This is a genomic window from Haladaptatus sp. SPP-AMP-3 (assembly GCF_049568665.1).
GTDB classification, from domain to species: Archaea; Halobacteriota; Halobacteria; order Halobacteriales; family Haladaptataceae; genus Haladaptatus; species Haladaptatus paucihalophilus.
In genome coordinates, this window is sequence record NZ_CP145897.1 from 2,538,196 (window position 1) to 2,554,032 (window position 15,837).

Consider the following 15,837-nt stretch of genomic DNA (forward strand, 5'->3'; position numbering starts at 1 on the left):
ATCCTCCAATGAGTGACGTCCCCGTCCCCAATACCATCGGCCGAAGCGTCGAGCCGCTTTTTCGACCGCGGGACGACCCGCCCGGGGTTTCCATCATCGACCCGTTGGAACGCAGTCAGTACGCTATCGAAACGTCACAGTGTGTGGACCCCCGTCCCGTCTCCGTCGATGGGTTCGACGCGCCGGTCAGTGCGGTGGCTCGCGTCCGAACGGACCGCATCGAGTTCCCGTTCTTCGTCTCCGCGTTCGTCCGTGACACGTCCGGCGACCTGGTCGCCACGGTCGACCACGAGACGGAGGCGACGCTCCCACCCGACGAATATTACGTCGAACTGACGACGCCGGTAAAGACGTATCTCCGCGTGGAATCCACCCTCGACTTCGAGGTCGGGGACGACCGGCTGACCCTCTCGTTGGGTGACGAATCCGCCCTCGAAATCGGTGCTCGGTCCGACCACACCCGCCCGGCGGGGACGGTGACGACGACGAGCGACCCGACGGACGTGATGGCGGCCATCTCCTCGTTCGGGTCGGCGTTGAAGACGACCAGTCCGGAGCGGTCGTTCCCCACGCTCCGCGGCCACCCCCCGACGGTCGAGTTCGGCGACGAACTCCACGTTCCGGACGACCTACAACCGCCGGAAACGGGCGTGACTATCGAAGTCCCGCCGACGTTCGAGTTCGTCTTTCCCGTCGCCTCGCTCGCGTACTACCTCGGTGCGACGGTCGTTCCCGGAGATTCCCCCCGAATCGTCACGGACAGCGGTTCTCACTCCCTCGACCACCCGGAGCGCGGGTTCGAAGACGAAACGGCCCGCGTGCTCAAACAGACCCTGTTGCTCGACTGTCTCACGCGTACCGAGGGGTTGTATCGCTTCGACTTACACGAACGGCGGAAAGTGGAACCCTTCGTCGACCTCGACTTCGCGGCCCTCTACGACGCGTCGCTTTCGGAGCGGTTGCTGGCGTATCTCGACGTCCCGTTCTCGCTACTCGACGACGTGCTTCCCACGTGGCGACTCGCGGTGCAGGTCACGGACGACCACCGGAACGCGGCCCAACTTCCGTACGTCGTTCGGGACTTGCCGGTAATCGGTGTGGCGACGACTGACGGAGCGTCCAGCGAGCCGGTCGCGACGGCGGCCGATATCGGCGAGTTCACGCGGGCGACCGACGTGGACAGGAAGTATCCCGCGAAACCCGCCCCCGACGAGCGGTACGTCGTGCCGCCGAAGACGGAGACGCTCGAACACGCGTGGCTCGGCGACGGCGCACCGGTCGGCGGGAACAAGCTCGTCGATGCCGGGTTCGAACATCGCGTGGACCGCGACGGGTCGACGGACGACCCGCAGATCACTATCATCTGTAACGACCCGAAGATGGAAGCGGAGTACCGTGATTCGCTGTACTACCACCGGGACGAACTTCCGTTCGACGTGACCATCGACCGGAACTGCTCGACGGCGGACCTTCGGCGACACCTCTGCGAACCGACCGACTTCTTCCACTACATCGGCCACGTCGAAAACGAGGCGTTCGTTTGCCACGATGGACTCCTCCATCCCGACGACGTGGCGACCGTGGGCGTCGATATGTTTCTGCTGAACGCCTGTCGGTCGTACGTCCCCGGCAAACGCCTCATCGAGGCGGGCAGCATCGGCGGCATCGTCACGTACAGCGAAATCGGTAACGCCGGAGCCACCGTCATCGGCCAAACCATCGCCAGACTGCTCAACGCCGGATTCCCCCTCCGGTCGGCGCTTTCCATCGCGCGTCGACGGCGACTCGTCGGCAATCAGTACGTCGTCGTCGGCGACGGCAGCATCCAAGTCGTCCAATCGGAGAGCGCACCGCTCGTGTTCTCGGTCGACCCGCTCGGCGACGACGAGTACGCGCTCGGCATTCGAACCTACCCGACGAACCAACATTCGATGGGGTCGTTCCTCCTTCCGTATATCGACGACGAGGAGTCGTACTACCTATTGGGTGGCGACCTACCGACGTTCACGGTCACGGGGGACGAGTTGCAACGATACTTGAAACTCGAAGATACGGCGGTCGTCTACGACCACGACCTGTACTGGTCGTCCGACGTCGATGTCCGCCGCGACTTCTCGTAACGCCCTTCCGTTCTCCGGCCCTACCGACGGGCAATGACGCAGACGAACGCGGTCGAACGAGCCTTCGGCCTGCACGACGGCTTCGAATCGGACGACGACGGCTACCTCGTGACCACGACGCCGTTCGACGGACGCGTTACCGTATCCGACTCCATCCGAGTGACCGTCCGAATGCCGACGCTTTCGGGCGTCGTGGTGGACGATTCGGTCGCCGACGTCGTTGAAACCGGCTGGTTCGAGACGCTCGAACTCCGACTGGAAGACGCCCACACGGTCGTTTCGTCGGACGACGCGACGCCGCCGACGATAACGCGAAACGGCGACGAAGTGGTCCTCGAAGTCGAATTTTCGGGCTATCCCGACAAAGCGGCCGAGGACGCGAAGGCGGTCGTGGATTTCGCCGAGGGGACGTGGATGCAGGGTCTGATTCCCGGTTACGACTACGACGAACCCGCCGCGGGGATGTTGAACCGGGCGCACCAATCCTACGATTAGCGACCGGCTATCGGTCGTGTGGCTGTCGAGCGATGTCCGAAGCGTATGAATCGGACAGGCGGTGTCCGAACGGCGTACAAAGGGGGCGAGCGGCGTCGTTTTGCGATTCTATCGGCTCGGAATATCAGTCCATCGAGATGTACGTCTGGGTGTCTTCGACGCCCTGCACGCCCTGAATTCCGTCGGCGGCGACGGTCTTCACTTCGGCGGGGTTCTCGACGTCCACCTTCACGATGAGGTCCACGTCGCCCGCGACGATGTGGGCGTCCTCCACGCCGCCGATATCGAGGATTTCGTTCTTCAAGCGGTCCGCCTCGCCCGTGTTCGCCTTGACCATGATGTACGCGGCGACCATCTCAGACACCCCCCGCTCCCGCTGCCGCTCGACTGCCGTCGCCGACGAGTATCTTCCGCACGTCGTCCAACACCGCGAAATCGGCGAGGACGGCGACCCTGTCGCCGACTTCGAGGGAATCGTCGGGAAGCGGAATGCCGATTCGCTCGTCGTGCTTGCCGAACGCGAGGATGCGCGAGTTCGCGGGGAGTTCGAGTTCGCTGATGGAGTAGCCGCGCATCGGCGACTCCTCGGTGATGGTGAGTTCGACCACCTGCAAGTTCTGGGCGATATCGGCGATGGCGCGGATGTTCCCGCCGAGGAGGGCGTTTTTCGCGCCGATGGCTCCCAGTCGCTCGGGGTAGACCACCTCGTCCACGTCGCTGGCGAACTTCCGGTAGATGTCCTCCCGGTAGTCGTTGTCGATGCGCAGAATGGTTCGACAGCCGTGGTGTTTGCCGACCATGCAGGCCGCGAAGTTGACGTTTAGGTCCCCCGTCAACCCCCCGAGGGCGTCCGCGGTGTCGAGGTCCGCCTGTTCGAGGACCGACTCGCGCGACCCGTCGCCCTCGATGACCTCGAAGTCGTCGGTGCGCGCACGCTTCGCTTTGTTCGCGTCGTTTTCCACCAGCACCACCTCGTGACCTTCTTCACGGAGGACGCGAGCGGTTCGCAGGCCGACCCTACCTGCACCTATGATAACGAATCGCATGTCACTCCGTACGATAGAGGGGTTGAATAAGCTTTCTCCGATTCGAGTTCCGGTTGATTTCGGGCACGTATCGTGGACGAACGACGGAATATCGGTCGGAGGAGAGCCGTCCCGCACTACGGAAAGATGCTTGCGTTCGACCGAAAAACGTTGAATCGAAATACCCAAGCAGTCCTCCAATGCAGTGGCGGTCGCGGATACGGTCTCCGCTATGCTGTACGAAATCGCGGGGTGGTTGATGGTCGGATTCGGTTCCCTTTCCGCACTCGGTGCCATCGCTGCCCTTCTGGTGCACGGGGATGGGTTTCCAGCGGTCACTTTGACTGTCGTTGCATTCCTTTTTCTCACGTTCGGTGCGGCGGTGAATCCGTCCCTTCGCCGAAAAATCGCCCGTCGTCACGGCCGCTCCCGGTTCGGTCGCGTTTCTCCGGTGGACGACAGGGTGATTCCCGACGAGGATTGTCGGGAGCGGTGTGTCGTCTGTGACTCGCGTGTGAACGCGGGCGTCGAACGACGGTTCCGCGGGGAGTTCGCCGTCGCCCGAAGTGGGGTGGATTTCGCTCCGGGCAAAGGTTTTTCTCGCATGATAGAGTATCACACGGCATAATGGTGCACGCGTTTATCATGGTGAACACGGCCGCCGGAAAGTCCCAAGGGTTGCTCGAATCGGTGCGCGGCCTGGCGAACGTGGGGGAGGCACACATCGTCGCCGGTGACTTCGACATCATCGTCGAGGTGGATACGGACGAGGTGTACGAAGTACTCCAAACCTCCTCGTCCGATATTCAGGGACTCGATGGCGTCGTGGACACCAAAACGTACATCGCTATCGACTGAGTTCGCTCTCCCGAGCGCGGTTTTTTGCTACCCTTCTCAGTGTTCCAGTTCGTACACGTCGTGGTCGTCGAGGAACGAGTCCAGCCATTCACGCTGGTCGCGGAGTCGCGGCGGCACGTCGGCGTACACCCGGTCGAACACGTCGTGCGGGTCGGGGTCCTCGACGGCTTCCGCTTCCTCGACGGCCTCCGCGAGGAGTTCGTCCGCCTCGTCGTAGGCAGCCTCGACGAACTCGTCGTCGATGACGCCCTGCTCGCGGAGCCACGTCTCGTAGCGGTCGAGGGGGTCCGCCGTCCGCCATTCGGGGAGGTCCTGCTCCACGTCCTCGTACTTGCTCGGGTCGTCGCTCGTGGTGTGTGCCCCCTGTCGGTAGGTGAGACTCTCCACGAGGACCGGTTTGCCCTTCCGGGCGGAGTCGAGCGCGTCGGCGACCGTTTCGCGGACCGCCAGCGGGTCGTTGCCGTCCACCTGCACGCCCTCGAAGCCGTAGGCCTCTGCCTTCACGGCGATGCTGTCGCTCGCGGTCTGTTTGTGTCGCGGGAGGCTGATGGCCCAGTTGTTGTTCTCACAGAAGAAGACGACCGGCGCGTCGAACACGCCCGCGAAGTTCAGCCCTTCGTGGAAGTCTCCCTCGCTCGTTGCTCCGTCGCCGAAGTAACAGAGAACGGCGTCCTCGTCGCCGCGGTAGTTCATCGCCATGCCCGCGCCCGCCGCGTGGGGGATTTGCGTGGCGATGGGTACCGCCTGGGGGAACGTCGGGATGTCGTGTTCGGAGTTGAACTCCGGTCGTCCGCGACGGAACAGCAAGATGTCACTGATGGGGACGCCGCGTGCGACCTGCATCCCGTTCGAGCGGTAGGTCGGGAAGAGCCAGTCGTCGTCGGCCATCGCCAGCGCGGCACCGACTTGCGAGGCTTCCTGTCCGCGGTACGGCGGCCAACTGCTCATCCACCCGCGTCGTTGGAGCGCGATGGCGCGCTCGTCGAATCGCCGGGCGAGAACCATCCGTTCGAACGTCTCCCGGGCGGCTTCCGCGGAGAACGGCGTTTCATCCAACTCGCGTTCCCCGATGATTCGGTTCATGCCTGCGGGGATGTATCGCGGTTTCAAAGTCGTTCCGAAAGCGGTTACCTCGACTAGCGGACGGTGCCGTTGTTGGAGTAAACTGCAACTTCGACGGAGTTCAGGCGACGTAGCGTCGATAACCGTCACGAGCGAGTCTCCCCGCCCCGCCCACCGTCAGCACCGCCGCGCCGACCACGACCGCGCTGTGAACGCCCGCCACGGTCGGGAACGGGGTGTACTTTCCGAGAACGAGCAGGACGGTAGCGAGAAGCCACAGGACGTACAGCCCGAGCGCAAACCGTCGGAGGGGATGGTTCATCGTCCGCTACTGTCGGCGAGACGGAATAAATACCTTCCGCACCGAATCCGTCGAAAAGAGTCCCGCCGTCACGGGAGCGGACAGAGGCTCGCCGTCAGCATCGCCACGTCGTCCGAGTCGTTGCGCGCGCCGTGGACGACGCCGCGCTCGTGGAGCACGACGCCGGGAGCCGAGACCGTCTTTTCTTCGTCGTCCTGAATCACCGTCACCTCGCCGGAGATGACGTGAAAGACGTTCGTGCTGTCGCCGTGTTCGTGCGGGCTGAGTTCCGCGCCGGGACCGAGCGCGAAGGCCTTCACGAGCACGTCGTCGGTGACGACCAGTTCGTCCGTCAGCACCTCTCCGTCGTCCGGGTCGAGGTCCGGTGTGCGGTCCAACACGCTTACTCCTCCGCGTATTCGGCGTTGTCGCTGACGAACCCGGATTTGAAGCTGATCCACGCCAGCACGCTGATGAAGAGCATCGGCGGCAGGATGGCAAAGCCCCACAGCGGGTTGAGTCCCCATCCGAGGATGAGCACGAGGTCGAACAGCCCGAGCGCGAGAAACGGAAGGACGGCTTTCGTCGCGCGCCACCGGTCGATGTCGCGCGTCTCAGTCGGCAGTGGCGTTCCCATAGCAGGAGTTGCGTCTCGCACGACCAAAAATCACCCGTTCACGCTCAAGTGGTTGGCCGTCGTTGGTCCGATATGGTAACGCAACTCGCGGACGACGTGTGGTGGCTCGACCTCGGGAGCGTGAACTGCTATCTCGCCGACGACGGCGGCGACCTGACCCTCGTGGACGCCGGGACGCCCTTCGACGGCGGCGACATCATGCGCGGCGTGCGGGAGGCGGGGTACTCCATCAACGACGTGGACCGCGTGTTGCTCACGCACTACGACTTCGACCACGTCGGGTCGCTCGCGCGTCTGCCCCTCAACGCGCCGGTGTACGCCGGTGCGGCGGACGCGCCGCTGCTATCGGGCGCGGACGCCCCCGACTGGCACAACCACAAGGGAGCGCTCCAGCGCGTGACCCGACCGCTCCTCTCGAGTCCCGACGAGGAGGTTCGTCCCATCGAGGACGGCGACGAAATCGGGAGTTTCACCGCCTACGCCACGCCGGGTCACTCGCCGGGACACATGGCCTACATCAGCGAATCGCTGGGCGTCGCCTTCCTCGGTGACCTCGTCCGCGAGAATCACGGAAAACTCGAACCCTCCTCGTGGGCCATCAGCTACGACACCGAAGCGGTCTACGACAGCATCGTCTCGCTCGAATCTCGAACCCCCGATTTCGAGGTGGCCGCGATGGGCCACGGCGTCCCCTTCCTTCGCGACGGGAGCGAGCGACTGCGCGAACTCGTCGCGTCGATGTGAGCCGAACGCACGCGAGGGGGGACGGAAATCATCCCGACCGCCAGTCGAGCGAAGAACGTGGCGCGCGCTGGCACCGGCCTGAGGCCAGCGGTCGGCCGAAGGTCGATGCTGGCAGCGTGCGAGGGATGACGAAGGGAGCGCGAGCGACCGAAGGAATCGGATGGGGAGGGAGTGGCCGATGCGGTGCGGTTTCAGTGACGTCTGTATTTACAATCACCACAACACCAACCACGAGTCAGAGAGTGGACGAGAACTTTCGAGAACGAACTTCGTATTCGTCACGTCCGCGTATCCGTCACATCCGCCGGAACATCCCGCGCGAATCGGGCGCGGTGTACTCGAAGCCGAACTGCTCGTAGAATCCCTCCACGTCGGCCATGAGGTTGACGTAGGCTCCCTCGGGGGCGGTTTCCTCCAGATATTTCATCAACCGCTCCATCATGCGGGACCCAAGCCCCTGCCGCTGGTGGTCGGGATGGACCGCCATGTCGCCGATTTGGTAGACCGACCCGCCGTCGCCGATGATGCGGGCCATGCCGACGACGTCGCCGGTTTCGTCGTCCACGACCGTCACGCCGAACAGGGAGTTCGGCAGGCCTCGTTCGACCGCCTCCAAACTTCGAGGTGCCATGTCCGCGGCGTCGCGGAGGGCGATGAACTCCCCGGGTGTCGGTAGCTCGTCACGGACTTCGTAGCGCATGAAAAATCCTCGTTCGGAAGGGGGATTAACCCTGTCCCTTCCGGCCGATACCGTCGATTCTTTTCCCGCTTTCGTCTCCTGCTTTCGCCCCTGGGCCGTCGTCGCTCAGGCCGTCAACTCCTCTGCGACCGCGTTCGCATCGAGGAGGTTCGGGTCCACGATGAGGTCGGCTTGACTCCGAGCGAACTCGGGGATGGACTGTTCGTCGTAGACGACGACGCGAACGTCCGGGTTCACGTCCTTCGCAACCGCGATGGCCGTTGCCTGTCCGACGTCCGTGAGGACGAAGAGGTCGGCCTCGGTGATGGCCGCGTCTTCGAGTGCGGGGCGGGAGGCGACGCCGTTGACACCCGTCAGTTCGACGCCCTCGGCTTCGAGGGCGCGACCGAGTTCTCCGTCGTCGGGACCTGCGATGACTGCACGCATCACTCGTACTCGATGGTCGCCGGGGGCTTATGTGTCACGTCGTAGACGACGCGGGCGACGTTCTCGTTCTGGCCGGTGATGCGCGACTGAATGCGCTGGAGCGTCTCCCAGTCTATCTCCTGCGCTCTGGCGGTCATGCCGTCGCGCGATTCGACCGAGCGCACCGCGACAATCCAACCGTGGACGCGGTTGTCCCCCTTGACGCCCGTCGCCTTGCCGACGACGGCGGCGAACGCCTGCCACGGGTCGTACTCCTCCAGTTCCTCTTCCACGACGTGGCACGCCTCGCGTGCGACCTGCGCCTTCTCGGGCGTGACCTCGCCGATGACGCGGACTGCCAGTCCCGGTCCGGGGAACGGCATGCGCTCGGCGATGATTTCTTCCATGCCGAGGGCGCGAGCGACCTCGCGCACCTCGTCCTTGTAGAGGTCGCGGACGGGTTCGACGATGCCGTCGAAGTCCACCACGTCCGGCAGGCCGCCGACGTTGTGGTGTGACTTGATGCCGCCCTCGCTCTCGATTCGGTCGGGGTAGATGGTCCCCTGCACGAGGTAGTCGGCGTCCGTGACCCGCGCCTCGCGCTCGAACTCGCGGATGAACTGTTCGCCGATGACCTTCCGCTTCTCCTCCGGGTCGGTGACGCCCGAGAGCGCGTCGAAAAAGCGGTCTTCGGCTTCCACGACCTCCAGCGAACTCATGTAGGAGAACGTCTTGCGGATCTGGTTCGTCTCGCCCTTGCGCATCAAGCCGGTATCGACGTAGACCGGCGTGAGTTGGTCGCCGATGGCCTTGTACGCGAGTCCGGCGGCGACGGACGAATCGACGCCGCCCGACAGCGCGATGATGGCGTGCGAGTCGCCGACCGCCTCTCGAATCTCCGCGACCGCTTTCTCGATGAACTTGCCGGTTTCGACCATCAGGCTTCCACCTCCTCGCGCTGCTCGGCTTCGTCGAGGACCGCATCGAGCAGGCCGACGAACGGCGGACTCGCGCGGTCGGGGCGGGAGCGAAACTCGGGATGGAACTGCGTCCCGAAGAAGTACGGGTGATCGTTCATTTCGAGGATTTCCATCCGGTTTCCGGCACTGCCGGAGAAAACGATGTCCTCGCCCTCGAAGTCCTCGAAGTACTCGGGGTTCACCTCGTAGCGGTGGCGGTGGCGCTCCGTGCAACTCGTCGCGCCGTAGACTTCCTCCGCGAGCGTTCCCGATTCGATATCGGTTTCGTGCGCGCCGAGGCGCATCGTCCCGCCCATGTCCTCCACCTCGTACTGTTCGGGGAGGATGTCGATGACGGGGTGCGGCGTGTCCGCGTCGAGTTCGGCGGAGTTCGCGTCGTCCAGTCCGAGGACGTTCCGTGCGTACTCCACGACGGCCATCTGGAAGCCGAGACACAGGCCGAGGAACGGCACGTCGTTCTCGCGGGCGTAGCGGATGGCCTCGATTTTACCCTCGGTTCCGCGACTGCCGAACCCGCCGGGGACGACGATTCCGTCGGCCTCCTTGAGGCGTTCCTCGTGGTCGTCGTCCATCTCGTCGGAATCGACCCAGAGGACGTTGACGTCCACGTTCTTCTCCAGTCCGGCGTGTTTGAGCGCCTCGTGGATGGACATGTAGGCGTCTTCGAGCGCGTACTTGCCGACGAGCGCGATATCGACCTCGCCCTCGGTCTCCTGCGTGACGAGTTCGCGCCACGCGGTGCTCCGGTCGTCGCTCGGAATCGCCTGGTCCGTCAGGGAGAGTTGCTCCATGACGTACTCGTCCAAGCCCTCCTCCTCCACGACGAGCGGAACGTGGTAGATGTCCTCCACGTCGGGGTTCGAGAACACGGCGTCGGTCGGCACGTCGCAGAACAGCGCGATTTTCTCCTTCGTCTTCTCCTCCAGTCCGTCGCTACAGCGCCCGACGAGTACGTCGGGTTGCAGGCCGATGCTCCGGAGCTCCTTCACGCTGTGCTGGGTCGGCTTCGTCTTCTGCTCGCCGTTCTTCGAGTGCGGGACGAGCGTGACGTGGGTCAAGAGGAAGTCGTCGTCGTCCTGTTCCGTGGCGAACTGGCGCAGCGCTTCGAGGAAGGGCATGCTCTCGATGTCGCCCACGGTGCCGCCCACTTCGACGATACACACGTCGTGGCCCTCGGCGGCCTCGCGGATGCGGCGCTTGATTTCGTCCGTGATGTGGGGGATTATCTGGACCGTCTTGCCCAGGTAGTCTCCGGCGCGCTCCTTCTCGATGACGTACTGGTAGGCCTTGCCGGTCGTGATGTTGTGGTCGAAGGTCATGTCGATGTCGAGGAACCGTTCGTAGTTCCCCAAATCGAGGTCGACCTCGCCACCGTCCTTCAGTACGTACACTTCTCCATGCTGGTAGGGATTCATCGTCCCCGCGTCCACGTTGAGATACGGGTCGATCTTCACGGCAGTCACGTCGAACCCGGCGTTTGCGAGCAGTCGCCCAGTGCTCGCGGCGGTAATACCTTTGCCAAGTCCGGACATGACGCCCCCTGTGACGAAAATGAACTTCTTCCCCATCTCGGGGTCGTAGTCTGTCTCGGGGTCAGTCGGCATACTGACTTTCCGCAACCGTTCTTCAAAACCATTTCGGAGGCCGTCCGGTTCGACAGGAGGTGACATATGTTGGATACGTCGGAGGTCGGCGGTGAGATGAACGCGAAGCCGGAAAAACGGAAGGGAGGGCGGCCGTGAAAGGACCTATCAGCGCGCGATACGACGGAGGGTCGGGCGGAGAAAAACAAACAACGTCCCCGGCGCGTGCGTCAGTCGGTTCGAGGACTCCACGTCCGAGGGCCTACTGACTATCATGCGAGGGATGACTGAGCGTATGCGAAGGAATCGGTTGGGGAGGGTGTGGTCGTCGCGGTGCGGTCATGTGACGTCTGTAATCGCGGTCGTGGCGAACTTACGACCATTATGGTGAACTCACGATCAACGTGTCCTGGCCGCGGGCTTTCGAGGGCTGAATCATCCCGCGATCTCCCCATCTCGATTCCCGAAAGCGCTCAAACACCACTGTCAACGCCGCCTTTCAAAGCGATTCGACCAAAAACTCGCCCAACCGCCCCGCGACCTTCGCTTCCTGTCCGATGAAGAAGTGGTCCGCGCTGAACTCCTCGGTTTCGAAGCCCAATTCCTTCGCGCGCTCCGCGAGCGGTTCCCAGTCGGCCGTGTCGTCGCGCGTTCCGTAGAGGACTTTCAGCGGAACTTCTACGTCGTCCAGCGCCGCGGCCGCGTCCAGTTCCGTGGTCAGGCGGGACGCGGGCGCGAGCAACGCGATGGCGTCGGCGGTCTCGTCCACGCCCGCGAGCGTCGCAATCGCGCCGCCGAAGCTGAAACCGAAGATGCCGACCGAATCGTAGCGCTCGCGCGCCCAGCGGAGGGCGTTGCGCGCGTCCTCGCGTTCGCCGTACCCCTCGTCCCAGTCGCCGTAATCGAAGCGCAGGCAGGCCACGCCGCGCTCCGTGAGGTAGTCGGCGAGCGCGACGAGGCGGTTGTCGCTTCTGTTGCCGTCGAATTGCGGGTGTGGTGGACAGGCGACGACGGCGGTATCCGTCGGTTCTTCGGGGTCGTCCAGCGACGCGCGCACGTCCCGCGCCCCGGGGACGACGACTTCGTTCAACGTCATGTGGGCGTGTTAGCTTGGTGAGGATTTTAAGGGTCGGGTTCTGAATGTAGTAGTATGGGAGTACTTTCACGCATGTCGTACGTCGTCCGCTCGAAGATAAACGCCGTCCTCAACAGGGCAGAAGACCCGACCGAGACGCTCGATTACTCCTACGAGCAGATGCGCGACGAACTGCAGGACGTAAAGCAGGGTATCGCGGACCTCACGACGCAGAAAAAGCGCCTCGAAATCCAGAAGCGACGCCTCGAGGAGAACGTCGAGAAGCACAACCAGCAAGCGCGCCAAGCGGTCAAGCAGGACCGCGAGGACCTGGCCCGGCAAGCCCTCGAAAAGAAAAAGCAGAAAATGAACCAAATCGAGGACTTGGAGGGCCAAATCGCGCAACTCCAGAACACGCAGGACAACCTCGTTCAGAAGAAGGACGAACTCCAGAACCGTATCGAGGAGTTCCGCACGAAGAAAGAGAGCATGAAGGCGCGCTACGAGGCCGCGGAAGCCAACAGCCGCGTCTCGGAGGCCATGACCGGCGTCGGCGACGAGATGCAGGACGTCGGGATGGCCATCGAGCGCGCCGAGGAGAAGACGGAGGACATGGAAGCCCGTGCGGAAGCGATGGACGAACTGCAGGACACCGGCGCGTTCGAGGACGCGCTTTCGGATAAAAGCAGCCTCGACCGCGAACTTGAAGAGATGCGGTCGTCCGGCGAGGTCGACTCCGAGCTGGAGACGCTGAAAGCCGACATGGGTGTGGAGGACGAACCCGAGGAGGAAGAAACGTCGTCCGGCGACGACGACGATATCGACCTCTCTGACCTCGAAGCCGAAGTCGCCGCCGAGGAGACGGAAACCGAGACGGAGAGCGAAACCGAACAGGCGACCGAGGAGAACAACTCGTAAGTTTCTCCGGCCCCGCAATCACCTCCAGTCCCGCAACCACCACCGGGAATCCCGATTTGCAACCATTTTTCACAGCGCCGCGCCAGACCCACCCTCCGGCAAGAGTAACTGGTTTCGGCAAGTGTCTATTTGATGCTACTCGCGTTTTTGTTCCGTATGAGCGAGTCTGACGGGAGCGCGCAACCCGGAGACACGATGCGCGAGCGAGTAGACGAGAGTCGGCTCAAACTATGGATTCTGATGGAGGCCAATCGGTGGCTCGTCGCGGCCGTCATCCTCCTCGCCGTCTTCGCGGCGTTGGTCGTCCTCGGCGTTCTCGACCCGTCGCCGCTACAGCAGTACATCGGCCCGAGCGACGACGCGGTGGACACGGTGTTTCAGGGCTTCGTCGGGGCGATCATCACCGGCGTGACGCTCGTCGTCACGCTCAATCAGCTCGTCCTCTCGCAGGAACTCGGTCCGGTGGGTGACCAACGGAGCCGCATGGAGAGCGCGATGCAGTTCCGGCGGGACGTCGAGGACGCGCTCGACGTCCCAACCGCACCGCCGGAACCCGCGTCGTTCATGCAGGCGCTCCTCGAAGAGACCAAATCGCGGGCGAACGCCCTCGCCGACGCGGTGGATTCGAGTCGGGACGAGGAGTTGAAGGACGAGATTCGGAGCTACGTCGATGGCCTCTCCGAGAACGCCGACGAGGTGAGCGACTCACTCGAAGACACGCAGTTCGGGACGTTCGACGTGCTTTCAGCCATCCTCAACTTCAACTACTCGTGGAAGATATTCCTCGCGCGGAAGATTCGCAACGAACACGCGGACGCCCTCACCGACGAGGTGGACGAGGCGTTCGACGACATCATCGAGTCGCTGACCTTCTTCGGCCCGTCGCGCGAGCACTTCAAGACGCTCTACTTCCAGTGGGAACTCGTCAACCTCTCGCGGGCCATGCTGTACACGGCGGTCCCGGCCCTCGTCGTCACCATCTCGATGATAATCTACTTCGACGCGAAGGCGATTCCGGGAGCTACGTTCGGCATCAGCAACGACGTGCTGACGGTGAGTCTGGCTTCGACGATTGCAATCGTCCCGTTCATCATCCTACTGGCGTACATTCTGCGGATTGCGACCGTAGCAAAGCGTACGCTTTCAATCGGGCCATTCATTCTGCGGGAGACGAAGCGGAGCAACGAGTTGGACTGAGAGAGGGCGAACGAGGACGGTCGGTACTTTCTTCAATAATTATCGGGGATGGCGTGCTGAATTTAGAGTATATACTTATCGACCAGCTCTCCGTTCGTACGTGATGGTAGCGACGGAAGATATGATGGCGAAAACAGTCACTGCAAGTCCAAAGCTATAGTATGGATTTGCGAAATCTTGGTTAGAAAGAAATACTGTCAAATTATATATGGCACCCATTAAAATAACCGCCAATATGCGAACATCTGGATTGTACATCCTGCGTACACGGTCCGGAATCACACCCGACATAGTTTCATAAATAGATTAAAGAATATTATGGGTTGTGGTGGGTTATAAAATCGAACACCGCCTCTGCTGGGCATGAAGACTACGATCTAAAGCAGAGGTCGGAGAATGGGTGCTTCCGTTTAGAAGACGACTACTTGGGCGAGGAGTAGCGCAGGTAATACGAGAGCGAGAATCACCATTCCATACGCTAATAGTCCGTACTCCGTCGGCTTTTGTTCATATTTCTCGGGATTGTACGGTCGAAGGAGTCCGGTTCCCAAGATGGTGATGCCAACGCCGAGTTGTGTGATGATTGCGATAGGAGTCTCAAAGAGGAAAGCGGCCTGCGCCAGCAATACCATTCCACTATATACGAAACAGAGGGTTACGAACCGAACAGGTTTCATCTATCTCGTAGATGATAGAAAATGAATATAGTCGCCGATAAATGTCAACATGGTGGAATACGGACTATAGAAGCCATTCGAAGCGGAGTAACTCGACGAGCCCTCGAAGAACTTCGGCTCAGGAACGATTTCGATATTCGTCGAGCGTCCAGTCGTATTTCTCGATGAACTCTTCCGGATCAGTGTAAAACGCCTTTCGCACCTCCTCAAGACCTCGTTTTTCTTCGATACCCCTAATCATAGCACAGCCGACTCGATAGGGCAGTCGGTGCTTTCCGAAGGAGTGTGACCACAACGTCTTTTGTGACACTGCTTTTTTCCGGAGCGTATCACGAAATGAATCGTACTCCGCAACGTGTTTTTGGAGGCGCGTTTTGTCTGTTAATACGCGGTAGTCGTCACAGATGGGTTCATTGAGCTCTCCCACGTTCCCATCGGATTTCCGTAGATCGAGCGGTGTGTACGTAGCGAACGCCTCGGTATGGAACAACGTATTGAACACGGTTCGTGTCCCTCCTGTGAATCAAGTTGCTCCGGACCCAGCTCGCTTGAGAAGCTGTGAACCCTATCATAGAGGACGTGAGAACTCTCGTGGATAGCTACGTAGAGCAGTTGGCGAGGCATCCGGAAAAACAACGGTTCGTTCAGGTTCAGGTAGGCACCGTTTTGCAAACCGATGCCTAGTTCGTAGCCGATACCAAGAAAAAGCGGAACATCGGACACATCCTCGTTCGGAGTAACGCGCTTGAGTTGTCGTTCTATCCGCACGATCCAATTCGGTTCGTTAGCGTCGACGTACTTCATCAACTGAACGACTTGTTCCCGTGTTTTTTCTATATCCTCCACGTGTGAGAACGCGGTCTGTTTACCATCGACAGCGTCCGAGATGTCTTCGCGTGAGAAGGGAACACCGAGTATTTCCGCATGCTTGCGCGCGATTTTGTATGCCGAATGGTTCCACACTCCTGAAAGTTGTGCTTCACCGTCAACGTATGAAAGGAACCGCTCAGCGGCAGAGTAATCGAATTGCATGGTTCATGTTCTCAGATGCACAACAAAA

General features: G+C 61.8%; 19 protein-coding genes. 7 read left to right on the top strand and 12 right to left on the bottom strand.

The window, feature by feature from the left end; genetic code table 11:
• Positions 1-8: 8 nt before the first annotated feature.
• Together V5735_RS13865 and V5735_RS13870 are read left to right on the top strand one after the other, a co-directional pair.
• Complete coding sequence (locus V5735_RS13865; protein ID WP_423744053.1) at positions 9-2,120, top strand: hypothetical protein; 2,112 nt, start codon at positions 9-11, stop codon at positions 2,118-2,120.
• A 33-nt stretch (positions 2,121-2,153) separates the two neighbouring features.
• Positions 2,154-2,615 carry a DUF5813 family protein gene (locus tag V5735_RS13870; RefSeq protein WP_423744054.1) on the top strand — a complete coding sequence of 154 codons (462 nt, stop codon included), beginning with the start codon at positions 2,154-2,156 and terminating at the stop codon, positions 2,613-2,615.
• Positions 2,616-2,739: 124 nt separating this feature from the next.
• Here the strand turns inward: V5735_RS13870 and V5735_RS13875 are convergent, their stop codons facing one another.
• Positions 2,740-2,970, bottom strand: coding sequence for an Lrp/AsnC family transcriptional regulator (locus tag V5735_RS13875; protein ID WP_423744055.1), 231 nt, complete (start codon positions 2,968-2,970; stop codon positions 2,740-2,742).
• Position 2,971: 1 nt separating this feature from the next.
• Positions 2,972-3,661: a potassium channel family protein gene (locus V5735_RS13880; protein WP_069450391.1), complete on the bottom strand. Its 690-nt coding sequence runs from the start codon at positions 3,659-3,661 to the stop codon at positions 2,972-2,974.
• Positions 3,662-3,845: 184 nt separating this feature from the next.
• Here V5735_RS13880 and V5735_RS13885 point away from each other — a divergent pair, with 184 nt between their 5' ends.
• Both V5735_RS13885 and V5735_RS13890 read left to right on the top strand, forming a co-directional pair.
• Positions 3,846-4,268 carry a hypothetical protein gene (locus tag V5735_RS13885; protein ID WP_423744056.1) on the top strand — a complete coding sequence of 141 codons (423 nt, stop codon included), beginning with the start codon at positions 3,846-3,848 and terminating at the stop codon, positions 4,266-4,268.
• A complete protein-coding gene (locus V5735_RS13890; protein WP_007976958.1) occupies positions 4,268-4,498 on the top strand; it encodes an Lrp/AsnC ligand binding domain-containing protein in 231 nt (76 codons plus the stop codon). Before V5735_RS13885 ends, V5735_RS13890 begins: the two co-directional genes overlap by 1 nt.
• 36 nt (positions 4,499-4,534) lie before the next feature.
• On the opposite strand, the gene pdhA is transcribed toward V5735_RS13890, so the two are convergent.
• From pdhA to V5735_RS13910, 4 genes are all read right to left on the bottom strand, one after another.
• Positions 4,535-5,581 carry a pyruvate dehydrogenase (acetyl-transferring) E1 component subunit alpha gene (gene pdhA, locus V5735_RS13895; RefSeq protein ID WP_423744057.1) on the bottom strand — a complete coding sequence of 349 codons (1,047 nt, stop codon included), beginning with the start codon at positions 5,579-5,581 and terminating at the stop codon, positions 4,535-4,537.
• A 100-nt stretch (positions 5,582-5,681) separates the two neighbouring features.
• A complete protein-coding gene (locus V5735_RS13900; RefSeq protein ID WP_423744058.1) occupies positions 5,682-5,882 on the bottom strand; it encodes a hypothetical protein in 201 nt (66 codons plus the stop codon).
• Between the two features lie 68 nt (positions 5,883-5,950).
• The gene (locus V5735_RS13905) at positions 5,951-6,262 is read right to left on the bottom strand and encodes a cupin domain-containing protein (RefSeq protein WP_423744059.1); all 312 of its coding nucleotides are present in this window, start codon (positions 6,260-6,262) and stop codon (positions 5,951-5,953) included.
• Positions 6,263-6,264: 2 nt separating this feature from the next.
• On the bottom strand, positions 6,265-6,498 hold the full coding sequence (locus V5735_RS13910) for a hypothetical protein (protein WP_423744060.1): 234 nt from the start codon (positions 6,496-6,498) through the stop codon (positions 6,265-6,267).
• Positions 6,499-6,570: 72 nt separating this feature from the next.
• Between V5735_RS13910 and V5735_RS13915 the strand changes: the two genes are divergently transcribed.
• Positions 6,571-7,242: an MBL fold metallo-hydrolase gene (locus V5735_RS13915; protein ID WP_423744061.1), complete on the top strand. Its 672-nt coding sequence runs from the start codon at positions 6,571-6,573 to the stop codon at positions 7,240-7,242.
• Positions 7,243-7,537: 295 nt separating this feature from the next.
• Here V5735_RS13915 and V5735_RS13920 read toward each other — a convergent pair whose 3' ends face one another.
• The 5 genes from V5735_RS13920 to V5735_RS13940 form a co-directional block, all read right to left on the bottom strand.
• On the bottom strand, positions 7,538-7,942 hold the full coding sequence (locus V5735_RS13920) for a GNAT family N-acetyltransferase (RefSeq protein ID WP_423744062.1): 405 nt from the start codon (positions 7,940-7,942) through the stop codon (positions 7,538-7,540).
• 105 nt (positions 7,943-8,047) lie between these two features.
• A complete protein-coding gene (locus V5735_RS13925; protein ID WP_423744063.1) occupies positions 8,048-8,368 on the bottom strand; it encodes a DUF7126 family protein in 321 nt (106 codons plus the stop codon).
• On the bottom strand, positions 8,368-9,285 hold the full coding sequence (gene guaA, locus V5735_RS13930) for a glutamine-hydrolyzing GMP synthase (RefSeq protein WP_069450398.1): 918 nt from the start codon (positions 9,283-9,285) through the stop codon (positions 8,368-8,370). The genes V5735_RS13925 and guaA overlap by 1 nt, the downstream gene beginning before the upstream one ends.
• Positions 9,285-10,931, bottom strand: a complete 1,647-nt coding sequence (locus V5735_RS13935; protein WP_423744064.1) for a CTP synthase — start codon at positions 10,929-10,931, stop codon at positions 9,285-9,287. The genes guaA and V5735_RS13935 overlap by 1 nt, the downstream gene beginning before the upstream one ends.
• Before the next feature lie 478 nt (positions 10,932-11,409).
• Positions 11,410-12,006, bottom strand: a complete 597-nt coding sequence (locus V5735_RS13940; protein ID WP_423744065.1) for an alpha/beta hydrolase — start codon at positions 12,004-12,006, stop codon at positions 11,410-11,412.
• 54 nt (positions 12,007-12,060) lie between these two features.
• On the opposite strand from V5735_RS13940, the gene V5735_RS13945 reads away from it, so the two are divergent.
• The gene (locus tag V5735_RS13945) at positions 12,061-12,903 is read left to right on the top strand and encodes a PspA/IM30 family protein (protein WP_423744066.1); all 843 of its coding nucleotides are present in this window, start codon (positions 12,061-12,063) and stop codon (positions 12,901-12,903) included.
• A gap of 156 nt (positions 12,904-13,059) precedes the next feature.
• Positions 13,060-14,100, top strand: a complete 1,041-nt coding sequence (locus tag V5735_RS13950; protein ID WP_423744067.1) for a hypothetical protein — start codon at positions 13,060-13,062, stop codon at positions 14,098-14,100.
• A gap of 1,058 nt (positions 14,101-15,158) precedes the next feature.
• Here V5735_RS13950 and V5735_RS13955 read toward each other — a convergent pair.
• Positions 15,159-15,809 carry a hypothetical protein gene (locus V5735_RS13955; RefSeq protein WP_423744068.1) on the bottom strand — a complete coding sequence of 217 codons (651 nt, stop codon included), beginning with the start codon at positions 15,807-15,809 and terminating at the stop codon, positions 15,159-15,161.
• Positions 15,810-15,837 lie beyond the last annotated feature (28 nt).

What these genes read in the sequence shown, in the direction of transcription:
- V5735_RS13920 (WP_423744062.1), bottom strand. Translation starts at nt 7,942, where the DNA reads ATGCGCTACGAAGTCCGTGACGAGCTACCGACACCCGGGGAGTTCATC.
- V5735_RS13915 (WP_423744061.1), top strand. Translation starts at nt 6,571, where the DNA reads ATGGTAACGCAACTCGCGGACGACGTGTGGTGGCTCGACCTCGGGAGC.
- pdhA (WP_423744057.1), bottom strand. Translation starts at nt 5,581, where the DNA reads ATGAACCGAATCATCGGGGAACGCGAGTTGGATGAAACGCCGTTCTCC.
- V5735_RS13865 (WP_423744053.1), top strand. Translation starts at nt 9, where the DNA reads ATGAGTGACGTCCCCGTCCCCAATACCATCGGCCGAAGCGTCGAGCCG.
- V5735_RS13945 (WP_423744066.1), top strand. Translation starts at nt 12,061, where the DNA reads ATGGGAGTACTTTCACGCATGTCGTACGTCGTCCGCTCGAAGATAAAC.
- V5735_RS13880 (WP_069450391.1), bottom strand. Translation starts at nt 3,661, where the DNA reads ATGCGATTCGTTATCATAGGTGCAGGTAGGGTCGGCCTGCGAACCGCT.
- V5735_RS13955 (WP_423744068.1), bottom strand. Translation starts at nt 15,809, where the DNA reads ATGCAATTCGATTACTCTGCCGCTGAGCGGTTCCTTTCATACGTTGAC.
- V5735_RS13900 (WP_423744058.1), bottom strand. Translation starts at nt 5,882, where the DNA reads ATGAACCATCCCCTCCGACGGTTTGCGCTCGGGCTGTACGTCCTGTGG.
- guaA (WP_069450398.1), bottom strand. Translation starts at nt 9,285, where the DNA reads ATGGTCGAAACCGGCAAGTTCATCGAGAAAGCGGTCGCGGAGATTCGA.
- V5735_RS13910 (WP_423744060.1), bottom strand. Translation starts at nt 6,498, where the DNA reads ATGGGAACGCCACTGCCGACTGAGACGCGCGACATCGACCGGTGGCGC.
- V5735_RS13950 (WP_423744067.1), top strand. Translation starts at nt 13,060, where the DNA reads ATGAGCGAGTCTGACGGGAGCGCGCAACCCGGAGACACGATGCGCGAG.
- V5735_RS13890 (WP_007976958.1), top strand. Translation starts at nt 4,268, where the DNA reads ATGGTGCACGCGTTTATCATGGTGAACACGGCCGCCGGAAAGTCCCAA.
- V5735_RS13875 (WP_423744055.1), bottom strand. Translation starts at nt 2,970, where the DNA reads ATGGTCGCCGCGTACATCATGGTCAAGGCGAACACGGGCGAGGCGGAC.
- V5735_RS13935 (WP_423744064.1), bottom strand. Translation starts at nt 10,931, where the DNA reads ATGCCGACTGACCCCGAGACAGACTACGACCCCGAGATGGGGAAGAAG.
- V5735_RS13870 (WP_423744054.1), top strand. Translation starts at nt 2,154, where the DNA reads ATGACGCAGACGAACGCGGTCGAACGAGCCTTCGGCCTGCACGACGGC.
- V5735_RS13925 (WP_423744063.1), bottom strand. Translation starts at nt 8,368, where the DNA reads ATGCGTGCAGTCATCGCAGGTCCCGACGACGGAGAACTCGGTCGCGCC.
- V5735_RS13940 (WP_423744065.1), bottom strand. Translation starts at nt 12,006, where the DNA reads ATGACGTTGAACGAAGTCGTCGTCCCCGGGGCGCGGGACGTGCGCGCG.